The sequence below is a fragment of the Paenibacillus nuruki genome (assembly GCF_963311185.1).
Taxonomy (GTDB): Bacteria; Bacillota; Bacilli; order Paenibacillales; family Paenibacillaceae; genus Saccharibacillus; species Saccharibacillus nuruki.
On record NZ_OY725677.1, the window covers coordinates 1,483,309 to 1,497,033 of the forward strand.

9 protein-coding genes and 1 pseudogene are annotated in these 13,725 nt (G+C 37.2%); 8 read left to right on the plus strand and 2 right to left on the minus strand.

All coding sequences use genetic code 11. The features are described 5' to 3' along the window. Nucleotides 1-73: 73 nt before the first annotated feature. The 7 genes from RCP16_RS06680 to RCP16_RS06710 all read left to right on the plus strand — a co-directional run bounded on the left by RCP16_RS06680 (nt 74) and on the right by RCP16_RS06710 (nt 9,182). A complete protein-coding gene (locus tag RCP16_RS06680) occupies nt 74-1,486 on the plus strand; it encodes a radical SAM protein (protein WP_069328084.1) in 1,413 nt (470 codons plus the stop codon). A gap of 271 nt (nt 1,487-1,757) precedes the next feature. Then, on the plus strand, nt 1,758-2,339 hold the full coding sequence (locus RCP16_RS06685) for an NAD(P)-dependent oxidoreductase (RefSeq protein ID WP_308641949.1): 582 nt from the start codon (nt 1,758-1,760) through the stop codon (nt 2,337-2,339). A 367-nt stretch (nt 2,340-2,706) separates the two neighbouring features. Further along, nucleotides 2,707-4,698 carry a stalk domain-containing protein gene (locus RCP16_RS06690; RefSeq protein WP_308641950.1) on the plus strand — a complete coding sequence of 664 codons (1,992 nt, stop codon included), beginning with the start codon at nt 2,707-2,709 and terminating at the stop codon, nt 4,696-4,698. 331 nt (nt 4,699-5,029) lie between these two features. Continuing rightward, a complete protein-coding gene (locus RCP16_RS06695; RefSeq protein WP_137221717.1) occupies nt 5,030-5,491 on the plus strand; it encodes a hypothetical protein in 462 nt (153 codons plus the stop codon). 27 nt (nt 5,492-5,518) lie between these two features. Then, nucleotides 5,519-6,046, plus strand: coding sequence for an SMI1/KNR4 family protein (locus tag RCP16_RS06700; RefSeq protein WP_308641951.1), 528 nt, complete (start codon nt 5,519-5,521; stop codon nt 6,044-6,046). A 408-nt stretch (nt 6,047-6,454) separates the two neighbouring features. Then, nucleotides 6,455-8,218, plus strand: coding sequence for a dihydroxyacetone kinase subunit DhaK (dhaK, locus tag RCP16_RS06705; RefSeq protein ID WP_308641952.1), 1,764 nt, complete (start codon nt 6,455-6,457; stop codon nt 8,216-8,218). A gap of 334 nt (nt 8,219-8,552) precedes the next feature. After that, nucleotides 8,553-9,182 (plus strand): flavin reductase family protein, encoded by a 630-nt coding sequence (locus tag RCP16_RS06710; protein WP_308641953.1) that lies wholly within the window; start codon nt 8,553-8,555, stop codon nt 9,180-9,182. Nucleotides 9,183-9,309: 127 nt separating this feature from the next. On the opposite strand, the pseudogene RCP16_RS06715 reads toward RCP16_RS06710, so the two are convergent. Next, nucleotides 9,310-11,022 (minus strand): annotated as a pseudogene (locus tag RCP16_RS06715) (alpha-amylase family glycosyl hydrolase); the annotation flags it as partial. Nucleotides 11,023-11,657: 635 nt separating this feature from the next. On the opposite strand from RCP16_RS06715, the gene RCP16_RS06720 reads away from it, so the two are divergent. After that, nucleotides 11,658-12,587: an NAD(P)/FAD-dependent oxidoreductase gene (locus RCP16_RS06720; RefSeq protein WP_308641954.1), complete on the plus strand. Its 930-nt coding sequence runs from the start codon at nt 11,658-11,660 to the stop codon at nt 12,585-12,587. A gap of 76 nt (nt 12,588-12,663) precedes the next feature. Here RCP16_RS06720 and RCP16_RS06725 read toward each other — a convergent pair whose 3' ends face one another. Next, the gene (locus RCP16_RS06725; RefSeq protein WP_308641955.1) at nt 12,664-13,542 is read right to left on the minus strand and encodes a LysR family transcriptional regulator; all 879 of its coding nucleotides are present in this window, start codon (nt 13,540-13,542) and stop codon (nt 12,664-12,666) included. Nucleotides 13,543-13,725: the final 183 nt, after the last annotated feature.

Sequence of the window (13,725 nt, forward strand, 5' to 3'; positions counted from 1 at the left end):
CGACCAAGCAACAGCATCTATACCCAATAAGTGAATATGCAGTTGAGATATTCACTATAAAAGGAGTTATATTATGCCGAAAAATCGACCGTATCTATATCATGAATTGACTAACAGTATCTGTACAACATGTTATCGCAAAGTCGAAGCCAAGATTATCGAAGAAGATGGACGTATTTATATGGTCAAGCGCTGTCTTGTACATGGCCCTGAGAAAGTATTGATCTCTACAGATGTCGATTATTATCATCGTACACGCGAATTTATTAAGCCTTCAGAAATGCCGTTAGTCTGGAATACACCGATAAAGTACGGTTGTCCTTACGATTGTGGATTATGTCCAGATCATGAGCAACATAGCTGTCTCACACTTTTGGAAATTACCGATCATTGTAATCTACAGTGTCCGATTTGTTTTGCAGAATCCTCTCCACATCGCACTTCTTATCGTTCGTTAGAACAGATTGCTTTTATGTTAGATCGGATTGTAGAAAATGAAGGAGAGCCGGACATTGTGCAGATTAGCGGAGGAGAACCAACAACTCATCCGCAATTTTTTGAAATTTTAGACATGTGTAAAAGCCGTCCGATTCAACATATCATGCTAAATACCAATGGCATTCGGATTGCGCAAGATCGTGAATTTACCAAACGATTAGCTTCCTATATGCCAGGCTTTGAAATTTATTTACAATTCGATAGTTTTGAAGCCGATGTATTGAAAGAGTTACGGGGTGCTGATCTAAGACGTATCCGTGAAGATGCGATTCGACATCTTAATAAATATAATTTATCGACTACGCTTGTAGTTACTTTGAAAAAAGGCTTGAATGATACAGAAATCGGTAAAATTATTCAATATGGTCTCAAGCAAAAAGCGGTTCGTGGGGTAACGATTCAACCGATTCAAGCCGCAGGGCGATTGGAAGGGTACGATCCAGCGACAGATCGCTTAACAGTAAGTGAAGTGAGACAAATGATTATTGATCAATCCGAAGTCTTTCAAGAAGATGATATTTTACCAGTTCCTTGTCATCCCGATTGCCTAGCGATGGGATATGCTTTGAAATTAGGACGTGAAGTTCTACCTTTAACTCGTATGATTGAGCCTTCGATCTTGTTAGAAGGAGATAGCAATACAATTGTATTTGAACAAGACCCTGTTATTCGTGGCAAATTATTTGAACTTTTATCGACCGGTCATTCACCGATTTCATCTGCATTATCGCTAAAAAGCTTACTTTGTTGTCTACCACTTGCAGCTGTACCGAAAGAAATCAACTACGATAATGTATTCCGCGTGATTATTATGCAATTTTTAGATGCCTATAACTTTGATGTTCGTTCTGTAAAAAAATCTTGTGTGCACATCGTACATCCAGATGGACGTATTATTCCATTTGATACGTACAACCTCTTTTACCGGGATGACAAAGAAAAGCTACTAGAAGAACGAAAACAAGAAATTGCTACAGCTTGGGATTAATAGGTTGATGATGGGAAAACCTAGAGTGATTATTGGTGTCTAATGCACTGGTAGTTAGTCTAGGTTTTTTATTTGGTTCGAGATTTGTAAGTTTAGAAGAGAAGGCGTGAAGATGTGAAAACAGGATAAAAGGAGTATGCTATATAAAAAGATAGAGCCAATCATTACAGCCAGATATGAGAATTTTAAAAATATTTCAATACATGAAAAATTCACAACAAAAAATGAAAAATAAGTATTAGAATATTAGAATTATAAAGGAGTGAAGAATATGAACATTATAATCTTTGGAGCAACAGGCAAGACAGGGCATGAATTAGTTACACAGTCGCTAGAGAAAGGCTACAAAGTGACTGCGGTTGTGCGTAATCCAACGAAGATGACAATAACCCATCCTCATTTAACGATTGAGCAGGGGGACTTAACGAATTACACCGATGTGACTACGATAGTAAAAGCACAACCATATGATGCTGTTTTCTCAGCATTAGGAGCCAAAACGCCTTTTCAACGAGATCCTATTCTGACTAAAGCTACAAAAAATATCATTCAAGCCGCAGCTGAAAATCATATTGATAAGTTTATCCATGTGTCCTTTATAGGAGTTCGCAAAGAATCCAGTACACTTGGCATGTTGTATAAATATATTGCACCTGTAGTCATGAAAAATCTTATCGCCGATCATCGAGAAAAAGAAGCTGTGCTGGCAAGTAGTGGACTGAATTGGATCGCTGTCCAACCGCCGATTCTAACTTCAGGTACAAAAACGGGGAACTATATACATGAACAACACATCGATAAAGGCATATCTAGTAAAAAAAGCTATCTCGTGCCAACTTGGCTGATTTTATGATCCAACAACTTCAGCAAGATACGTATCACCAAAGCGCTGTTTTTGTAACAGAATAGCTGTAAAATACGAAAAAGGATCAATGTATGATCCTTTTTTTGCGTTAAAAATAGGAGGGGGAAGTACTTCTCAAATCGTTCCCTTTTTACAACTCTATAATCATTAAAATTAAAATTTCAACATATGAAAAATTCACAATAATAAAACTAAAATCTGTAAAAAAAAATTATAAAAATCTAAACCCTTTTGTCAAATCGAAATTTCTACATATATGATTACAATTTATAGGTCAATATACCGATATAAAGAAGGGCTTATATGTATATAAGCTGATCAATGAGTGACTATACATACCTAAAGGGGTTATTACATGTTCGAGAAAAAAGCTTGGTTTAATCCATTAGTAATATCATCAGTATTAGCAACAGGAATTTTCCTGGGAAGTACAGTTTCGCCATTTGCATCTATGTTGACAGTATCAGCAGAAGCGAATACTTCTGGACTTCAAATCGTAAGTGTAATTGATCAAGACAACTATTTATTATCCGATGGTTCTATGTGGGCAAAATCGATGAAAGGAACATGGCATTCAGAGTATCAATTTGCAGGTATAACAGCAGGTTCCAACAATCAATATTATGGCTGGACCACCACTGGACAGGCAATGAGTTGGGACAATATAACCGAAGAGATTCATGTTATTCCGGGAATGAATAATGTTGCTCATATTTCAGGTGATGGTATTGTTCTACATACAGATGGCAAAGTAGATGTTATCGGCTCGGGTAAGCCAGATACATTACCTAACAGTGTGAAGCTAATTGATGGATTCGAAGATTCTTATGCAATATTGAAGCAGTCAGGAGATATTTTATACTATAAAGATTATCAAAATGGTCTAGGACGCAAAATCGATTCTTATCCAGATGCAATATCAATCAAGCAAGATGGAGTTGCGATAGCTGTTCTTCGTAGCGACGGTACTGTAACTTTACTTGATCTATTATCTGGTGATACTCCTCAAGTCATTGATAATGATGCTGTAGCGATAGCATGGCAAGGATCTAAACGAACTTTGCTAGTCGTAAAAAAGGACGGATCTGTATGGTCACATAGCCGTTCTACTGGATTCGCTCCTCAAGCATTAAGTGAACTTACAGATATTGAGCAAGTGGTATATTCACCTACAGGTATATATGCCCAACATAAAGATGGTTCTTGGGTACAAGATACCGACAAAATAGTAACTCCGCTTCAAGTACCTTCAATAACAAGTTTGAAATTAATCTTATCTAAAACAAATGCTGTAGTCGGCGATAAAATCAATGCAAAAATTCAGGAGATATACTCTAATGGTTCTATCCATACACGCCCGGCTAGTGCCAATGAATTGAAAGTTGATCTTTCTCAAATTGCAGAAATACTAAGTGATGGTACGATTAAAGTTAAAGCTATTGGTAATGCAACGATCACTTTGACTACAGATACATTAACGACCCAATCTCCATTGAATGGAACAACAGAAGAAGCTTTGACAGGTGCGGTTCTGATAGAAGGTTCTGTATATTTGCCAGTACAGACTGTATTTAAAGCTATGGGTGGAACTATTCTGGTAAATAGTAATCAATTTCAAATCAATTGGGGAACTCAAACTATTCAATTAAATAAAAATAGTGCAGTAGCTCAAATGAATAATCAACCAGTTACGATGAAAGGTAAAGTACGAACTTCTGGAAGTCAGACTGTATTTCCAGCTACCTTATTATCTAGCATTTCGAAAGATGCCAAAGTCACTTGGGATTCTAAATATCAACAGGCAATTATACAAGTGAATGGTTCCAACATCACCATTCAATCTGACAAAACATTAAAATTGATGAAGCAAGAAGAAATTGGAAATTTAAAAAGATTACTTGGTAAATCCTATTGGGTGAATTACTATCATAAAGCTGGCGAGCGATTCAGCAAAGTAAATATCAAAGACATTTATGCAGAAAAAGATCCTTATAACAGAACGAGATTCGTAGTTCAATTTCGTGATAAGAAAGGTACAGAGTATTTGTCGGATCGATTAACAGCTTCAGAAATTACTGCCTTATTGTCAGATAAAGAACAATTCTTCAATTATGATATTCGGAGCAAATATAATTGGTCACAAGCAGCATGGAACCGAATTATTAATGCAGAAGTTGTGGAAGGGATGAATACACAACAAGCATTACTATCATGGGGCAAACCTGATAAAAAGACGATTACCAAAGAAAACGGACACACGATAGAAATCTGGTCATATATCGGTGAAAATTATCTGAATATGCTGGGGATCGGGGATGGCGTTGTGTACGAGGTATTTAGTATTTAAATAACAAAAAGCTATCTGTTCTAGATAACAAAATAAAAAGCCAACACACTAAATTAAAACTGTGTTGGCTTTTTTTATAAATCGTATCTTATTGATGTGCATATAGATCATCAATGATTTGTATAGAGTAAGGAGACTTTATTTTATATATTTGCCCATTATATTTATCTTTGCGCTCGAAATCGTAAATACGGATATAATGATTACTATACAAAATAAGACCATATCGAGGACGACTATATTAGGGATTCGGTCGGTGACTAATTCTGTAAATGTATGATTTAGCTTATTATAAAATGTATTATGTTGTAAATGGAAGGGGCAATAATAGATGAACCAATTAAAAGTTGAAGTAAAGCAAAGTATACATACTGATGTAGACCATCCCTGTATCTTTATTGATGGAGTAGAGTTAGATAGTTGGTTAGATCAGTTGTATGCTAATCATAATTATCTTGGACTTATTCCTTGTATTACAGATTGGATGGATGCTGAAGCTGAACAACAATTAGTTATTAAACGTTATACAGATAGACAAGACGTAGTTGTCTTACCTATATTGATGTGTCCGGATGACTGTGATCTTTGGTGTACAGTTATCGTTGCAGAAGTAATTCAAAAGCAAAATGAAATATGGTGGAACCGAATCGGTGTAGATCAAAGTGATATTAAACGAAGTTATCACAACATCGGTCATACTGTGGAATGGTTCGAACATATACCACCACTCATATTTGATAAGCACTTATATTATAAGGAATTAGATCGTATTTACTTACCTGTGTCATCATAACTGATTTTATAGACGAGGAGAATGATAATGGATACTCAAGCACAACAATTATGGAATCGTATTATAGCCAAAGGATTAGAACGTAATCCATTATTTGAAGAGAAACTTTATTTGTATGAAGGGGCTACAGGAGAAGATTTTGCTACATTGGAGCGTACACTTGGCGTTCAAGTTCCTGCACAGCTTCAATCATTTTATCGGATACATAATGGGCAACAAGAAAATAAAGCAAACACCTGTTTTTTGCGTAACTTAACCTTATCTTCAATTACAGAAATTATAGAAAATTGGACGTTTTTACAAGAAGAGTTCGATCCTGAAGATCTAGAAGTAGATGCTCAACCAGGAGTCAAACCTTTCGCATGGAATGCCAAATGGATTCCGATCGCCTCTAATGGTGGAGGAGATTACTTATGTATCGATACCGATCCTGCGGAAGAAGGCACAGTCGGACAAGTATTATATTTTTGGCATGATTGGGAGTATCGTTCTGTCGAAGCTACAAGTCTTTTTGAATTTATAGAGATGGCTTTGCAAGAGGAAGAAACCGATTAGGCTAGAAGTTTGTAATACATTTATCGTGTTGCTCTATGGTTAGATGTATCATTATAAAAATAGATTTTTGAAAAAGTAGGGAGAGAAAACGATGGTTAATCATATGACATCGATTGGATTTAACGTTTCTGGGTACAAGTAAATAAGAAAAATGAATGTATCGGGATGAATCCTCATTTTAGCGGAAAATCAAATATGTATAGTCTACTGAATGAATTTGTAGATCGTCCGGACAGTATGTTGGATGGAGCCATAGTAGCTAAGAAATCATTATTTCAGCGATTATTCAAGTAATCAAAAGCCATACAGAATTTACAATCTGTATGGCTTTTTTTGAATTCATCCGTTTCGGGTAATAACGTAAGATGGAGAAAAAAGAACAAATCGAAAGAGCAGGAGGTCAATACAATGAAAAAAGTAATGAATAAAGCAGAAGATATGGTGTTGGAAATGGCTAAAGGTATGGTGCTTGCTCATCCTGAACTTGAACTCATTTCTAAATATAAAGTCATTAAAAAGAAAGAATTAAACCCACACAAAGTGTCTTTGATCAGTGGCGGTGGTAGTGGGCATGAACCGGCTCATGCAGGATATATAGGTAAAGGCATGCTAGATGCCGCTGTTTGTGGAGATATTTTTGCATCCCCTTCTCAGATTCAGATCTATCAAGCAATCAAAGCAACCGCCGGGGAAAAAGGAACATTGCTAATTATCAAAAACTACAGTGGCGATATGATGAATTTCAAAAATGCTGCGTATCTATGTGAAGAAGATGGTATTGAAGTAGACTATGTACGGGTGGAAGATGATATTGCGGTCGAAGATAGTCTATATACGGTAGGACGACGCGGAGTTGCAGGAACGGTATTGGTACATAAAATTGCAGGAGCGGCAGCAGAAGAAGGTCGTGATCTACAAGGTGTCAAAGCTGTTGCGGAGAAAGCGGCGGCAAATGTACGAAGTCTTGGATTCGCTCTAACTTCTTGTACCGTACCTGCTAAAGGAAGTCCAACTTTTGAACTTGGTGAGAATGAGATTGAATATGGTGTCGGTATTCATGGTGAACCAGGCATCAAGCGTGAGCAAATGGCATCAGCAGATACACTTGCCAAACGTATGGTAGACGATCTTTTGCGAGATATGAAGATCGAAGATGGACATGAAGGTGAGATTGCATTATTGATTAATGGATTCGGAGGAACACCTTTACAAGAATTGTATTTGTTCAATCATGCAGTTACTCGTGAACTGGCACAGCGTCGTATCCAGATCAATCGTGAATTTGTCGGTAACTATATGACCAGTATTGATATGGACGGTATTTCAGTAACGATAATGAAATTAGATGAAGAACTCAAAACATTACTTTCTCAAGAAAGCGATACACCTGCTTTTAAAGTATCGGGAGCTGTAGCACCTGTGCATTATGAAGCAGCGGCAGTTGAAGAAGTGCCAGACACACCAGTATCGTACAAAGTACAAACCGATCCTAAATATGCCCAACTTCAAGGCGATACATTAACATTAAATAATATGATTTATTTGATCGATAAAATGAGTGAAGTGATTATTGAAAATGAAGTTCCTTTCTGTGATCTGGATTCTCATGCAGGTGATGGGGATTTCGGAATGAGTATTGCTAAAGGTTTCCGTGAATTAAAACATGAATGGAGCCGAATTCTAGCTGAACCGGATCTTACGATCGGTAGCTTTTTGGATCAGTCATCACTGGTTATTATGGAATCTTGTGGTGGAGCATCCGGTCCTATCTGGGGATCTGCTTTCCGCGCGGCAGGAAAAAGTGTAGGTGACCAAAAAGAAATCACTGTAGCCGAATTTGCTGAAATGATGCAATCTGCTGTTAAAGGGATTCAAGCAACAGGCGAACGTTCCTTTGGACGTGGCGCAGTTGTCGGCGATAAAACATTAATTGATGCCCTTGTACCTTGCGCAGATGCTTGGACAGAAAGTGTGCAAGCCGGTGATGATATGCATACAGCGTTGAATAAAGGTGCGGCTGCCGCAGTACAAGGTGCAGAACGTACAAAAGATATTGTTGCTCGCATGGGACGTGCAGGAGCTGTAGGCGAACGTAGTATCGGATATCCTGATGCAGGTGCACATGCACTCGGCGTTATTTTCACAGAGTTAGCACAAAGTCTACATTCTTAAGTCGATAGCAAACATGTTATTGAGATAGATGAGGCATAGTTGCAATCGTAATGTTAAAAGATATATACGAAATATGTATGATAAAGAGCAAGTCACATCCAATCAATACGCAAGAAATAGTCTGTGATGAATGCAGATTATTTCTTGCTTTATTTTTGTTATCCATTTTACATTATCGATGCTAGGTTATACATCATCTACTACATAATGAACATTAGATTCGAATAAGAGCGCAATAAAGCGAAAGTTTTGTCTATAGGCTTCTTTTATAATAAGGACACCGCCTGATCCTATTCATCATTCTGGATCTCTAATCCTATAAAGGAAGTGACGTATGCACAAAATTGTACAGCCTAAAGTATTTTACTTCGGAACACCTGTCGTTCTTATTAGTACTATCAATCCAGATGGTTCTCCTAATCTAGCACCAATGTCTTCAGCATGGTGGGTTAATCAATCCTGTATGTTAGGAATGAGCTATCAATCACAGACCGTACAGAATATAATACGAGAAAAAAGTTGTGTACTTAATCTGCCTTCTGCTCAGTTAGTCAATCATGTCGATCGATTAGCGTTAACAACTGGAAAAGAAGATATTCCGATGTACAAAGCCACTATGGGTTATACCTATGAACCTAATAAATTTGAATGTGCAGGGCTAACAGCTATTCCAGCAGATCTTGTTCAAGCCCCTTTAGTGCAAGAATGTCCGATTCAATTAGAAGCTCAAGTTGAACAGATCTCCACGTTTAGTGAAACAGGTACAATTGCAGCTATAGAACTACGGATGATACGTGTACATGTCGAAGAAAGTATTTTGCTTCATCCTGATCAAGATTATATCGATCCTGAAAAATGGTATCCATTGATTATGAATTACTGCGAGTTTTTTGGCTTAGGTGCTAAGTTACAACCATCCCGTTTAGCAGAACCTTTTATGGCTCAGTATCACAGTAAAGGCTAAATAGTGCCATGACAGACTCATATGTATAACCTCAAAGCAATCTGATCTTTTCAAAAGAAAGCAGACTGCTTTGAGGTGCTTTACTTATACAATGATTTTATATGGATAACGATTTCATAAACTGCTGTTATTTTGTCAAAATCTTTACTTCTTTAGGAGCTAGTGTGATTGTAATCGAACCACCATTAACCGTTACCAAATCTGTACCCATTTGATTGCGCAACACTGTACCGTTAGAGAAATTATCTAAATTTGGAATGGTACGTGTTTGGCTTTCCCATGAGTTGTTAATCAATACAACTGCTTCGTCACCACTATTGGAACGTTGGAATCCATAGAAATTAGTATCTACCCATTTCTCTTTTTGCGTTCCATTTTGTAAAGCAGAGTGACTATTACGAATAGCGTTTACTTTGGCAATATACTTGTACAGTTCATTATTCGTATTGAACGTCATGTTTTCACGGTTAGCAGGATCATCCCCACCGCTAAATCCTTGTTCTGTTCCTTGATAGACAATCGGGATACCACGAGAAGTTAGCATAAATCCAAGGGCTGCTTTTAATTGTGGCCATTTGTCTGATGCGTTTCCAGGTTTACCAGAAGCATCATTTAAGAAACGTTTGACATCATGATTATCTAAAAATGTTCCATTCAAGTTCGTATTTTTGTAACGGTAATCCTGGCTATACCGTTCTTTGATCTGATTCATTGAACCATCATGACCAAATACATTTTGAATGGTGTAATACATCGGGAAATCAAGTACAGCATCAGAGTAATTAGAATAATCAGCAACATAAGCAGGGTCACCATTAAAGACTTCACCGATAGTAAATGTATTAACTGCGGTATCGAAATCTTTAAGGAACCATTTGGGTACGTGCTTGGCTGTATCTACACGTAGACCATCTACGCCAGATTGAGCAATAATCCATTTACCCCAGTTTTTCAATTCTGTAGCAACCGCCGCATTTTCTTGTTTGAGATCATCAAGACTGGCTACATCACCATTTTCAATACGAGATTGATTATTGCTGTTATAATCGTTTTGCGTAATATCGCCAACATTATGATACCAATCTGCATTATCAAAAGGAGCTTTGGCGGTTCCATTGGTTGGACGGAAGTCACCTGTGTGGTTGACAACAACATCTAGCATCACTGCGATGTTTTTGCTATGTGCTGTTTTCACCAACTCTTGAAATTTCGCCATTGTGCCCAAATGACCGTCTACAGAATAAAAGTCATACGTATGATAACCATGATAAGCATTTACACTTTTTTGCATCGTTACAGGTGTAATCCAGATCGCTGTAAATCCAAGGTTTTTGATATAATCCAAGTTGTTGATAATCCCCTGGAAATCTCCACCGTGCCATTGCGAAGGATTACTTTTGTTAGAAGCAAAGCCGCCATAGTTATTATTGCTAGTATCCCCATCACTGAATCGATCAGTCATGATGAAATAAATACTACGTTTACTCCAATCAACTGGACCGAAATTATCGGGAGCAGGTGTAGGATTCGTAGGTGTTGTACCACCCGGCGCACCAGTTGTAATCGTACCTACGGTATTACTAGCATTCGGTGTAAAGGTCGATGTACCGGGATTGAATAAGTAATTTTTGGAATTGTTATTATCCCATGTACCGTTACCGTTGTTGAAGACAGCTTCTAATTGAGCAGTAGAACCAATATTAACAGTGATCTTGGTATATCCATTGACTTCAGAATCTGCCATTTTGGTACCCGGAGCAGTTGTCCAATTACCATCCGCTTGACGGTAATGAATATAAGGTGTTGTGAACCCTTTTTTGTAATACACCGTTACTGAATTATCTGCTGCATGAGTGGTGGTATACGAACCGCTGAACAGCAAAGGAAATAAAAGCAATACCCCGAATACAATCAAAATCATCTTTTTAAAATGTGGTTTACCCGATACCAATATAACCATTCCTCCTGTGCTTATAGTTTGTGCAAACGTTTACGCAACTTATTATAAGATAGCGCTTACAAAAAAGAAATAGGCAATTATATAAAATTATAGAAGAATATGTATTTACACTCAAACGGTATAAAAATATCGAATCATTAGCTACATTCGTATTTATTTCTAGTTTACGAAAAGGAGAAATCATTTGGTATGTTGACTTCTGATCATGATTAAGTATATTATAGATAAACAAAGTCTATAATGAAATTATAATCTTAAATTTTACTGTATTACGTATTTTTTTATAGTAATCATAGATAATGGTAGTCTTTAAAGTCTTTTATTATTGAAGGAGGAATAAAGAAGAATAGATCAAATTGCTATTCAAAATATATCAGCTTCATTTGTCCAATAGTTATAGTTTCGAAAAAAAATATTGAAAACAATCATCGATATCTAATGTTATTTTTTCCAAAGCAAAAGATATAACAATAGAGAACTTGCTTAAAAATACACCTTAAAGGAGTACTGATCATATGGAACAATTACAAGATGCAATCATCGTTGGTGGAGGGCCCGCTGGCTTAAGTGCTGCGCTTATTTTGGGAAGAGCACGTAAACATGTACTGATTATAGATGAAGAACTTCCACGGAATCGAGTCACTCAAGAATCGCATGGATTTTTAACTCGAGATGGCATTACACCTGCTGATTTTCGCCAAATCGCTAGAGAACAGATTAGTAGGTATCCTACTGTTCAATTTGCCACAGATAACGTTATCGGTGCCAATGGTAGTGATGGTCAATTTGAAGTGGTTACCTCTCAAGGACATACGTATACTAGCAAAAAAATACTATTTACAGTAGGAATGAAAGATCGTCCACTTGCTATCTCCGGTCTACAAGAAGTCTATGGAAAAAGCGCATTTGTCTGCCCTTACTGTGATGGGTGGGAACTTCGAGATCAGAAGTTAGCATTGATCGTTAGTGGAGCAACAGCACTTCATTTAACTAAGACGGTCTCAGGGTGGACTTCTCATTTCACTATCTGCACCAATGGCATGAATGATTGGACAGCAGAAGAACACGAGGAACTTATAAACCACCAGATCTCAATCATCGATTCACCTATTCAACATATACACTCAGCATCGGGGATCGTAGAACATATTCAATTTGAAGATGGTCATTCTCTTTTATGTACAGGGATCTTTTTCACACCAGAACTTGTCACTGGATCAGATGTTCCACAAATGTTAGGATGCGAATCTGCTGATACAGGCATGATCATCGTAGACGAGTTTGGTAAAACCAATATACCGGGTGTATACAGCGCAGGCGATTCGGCTTCACGAAAATATCAGGTCGTTGCTGCGGCAGCTTCAGGTTCTATGGCTGGAATCAGTATCAATAGTGAATTGCTTGAAGAAGCATGGCAGCATAACGTTAGTAAGTCCTCAACATAAATTGTAAAAAAGTAAAATAGAAATAAAAAAGAAGGAGAGCATATCCTCATGCTGCTCCTTCTTTTTGTCTATAGCATTACATTTTTAAATGCTTCTCAATCATTTTCATAAATTCTAAAGCCGCCACACCAAGATACTTATCGGTACGATGCATAATACCAATCTGACGGGTAGGTGGGAAGTCAGCTATTTTAATCAAACGAAGAGTGGGATCGTTGAGAGAAGCTGATAACGAATAAGGTTGAATACAAGCGGCTACATTCGATTTTACAAATCCATATAAAGAAGAAGCTGTAGAAGTCTCGATAATAATATTCAAGTTCAAGCCATGTTCTTTACAGTGACGTTCTATCAATTCACGTCCTTTGAATCCTTTAGGATAAAGAACCAGCGGAATAGAAGGTAATGCCTCTAGGGAAATCGATTGCTGATCTGCCAGTTCATGATTTTCAGAAACGACAAGTACAAACTCTTCTGTATATAGTGGAGTGGTCACCAGTCTAGGATCAGTAAATTCAATCAACGTAATTCCAATATCTACTACATTATTGATCACCATCTCTGCGACTTCGATCGCTGACGAGATTTTTAAATGGATATTAGGGAATTGATGGTGGAAATCAATTAAAATCGGTGTAATCCGATAATCTAGCTCCGCCGCCATCACTCCAACGACCAAATTACCGCCTGTATACTCGCGTAACCCGTTAATCTCATCAAACGCATCTTGTAACTTCAACAGAATACTTCGAGCTTGACGTAACAAAATAAATCCCGCTTCGGTCAGAGTGATTTTTTTACCTATACGATCAAAAAGCAATGTTCCTACTTCTTCTTCCATGGTACGAATCTGAATACTGAGTGTAGGTTGAGTAATACCTAAACGCTCAGCGGCTTTGGTAAAATGTAACTCCTCGCATACGGCTACAAAATATTCAAGTTGTCTAATTTCCATACGTATTCCTTTCCTAAATCTCAAAATGAGAAGTAAAATGATTATTTTTTTCAACTTTTATCATTGTTTTTAACTATGATAAACCATTTTACCATTATTATCAGTTATGTATTCAATATATCAATTTTAGCATATACGACAGCAATGTAAACGGATTTATATATGAAAATAATTTCTGCAAAT

Coding starts and splice junctions, on each gene's coding strand:
- RCP16_RS06680 (WP_069328084.1), top strand. CDS start 74: ATGCCGAAAAATCGACCGTATCTATATCATGAATTGACTAACAGTATC.
- RCP16_RS06685 (WP_308641949.1), top strand. CDS start 1,758: ATGAACATTATAATCTTTGGAGCAACAGGCAAGACAGGGCATGAATTA.
- RCP16_RS06690 (WP_308641950.1), top strand. CDS start 2,707: ATGTTCGAGAAAAAAGCTTGGTTTAATCCATTAGTAATATCATCAGTA.
- RCP16_RS06695 (WP_137221717.1), top strand. CDS start 5,030: ATGAACCAATTAAAAGTTGAAGTAAAGCAAAGTATACATACTGATGTA.
- RCP16_RS06700 (WP_308641951.1), top strand. CDS start 5,519: ATGGATACTCAAGCACAACAATTATGGAATCGTATTATAGCCAAAGGA.
- dhaK (WP_308641952.1), top strand. CDS start 6,455: ATGAAAAAAGTAATGAATAAAGCAGAAGATATGGTGTTGGAAATGGCT.
- RCP16_RS06710 (WP_308641953.1), top strand. CDS start 8,553: ATGCACAAAATTGTACAGCCTAAAGTATTTTACTTCGGAACACCTGTC.
- RCP16_RS06720 (WP_308641954.1), top strand. CDS start 11,658: ATGGAACAATTACAAGATGCAATCATCGTTGGTGGAGGGCCCGCTGGC.
- RCP16_RS06725 (WP_308641955.1), bottom strand. CDS start 13,542: ATGGAAATTAGACAACTTGAATATTTTGTAGCCGTATGCGAGGAGTTA.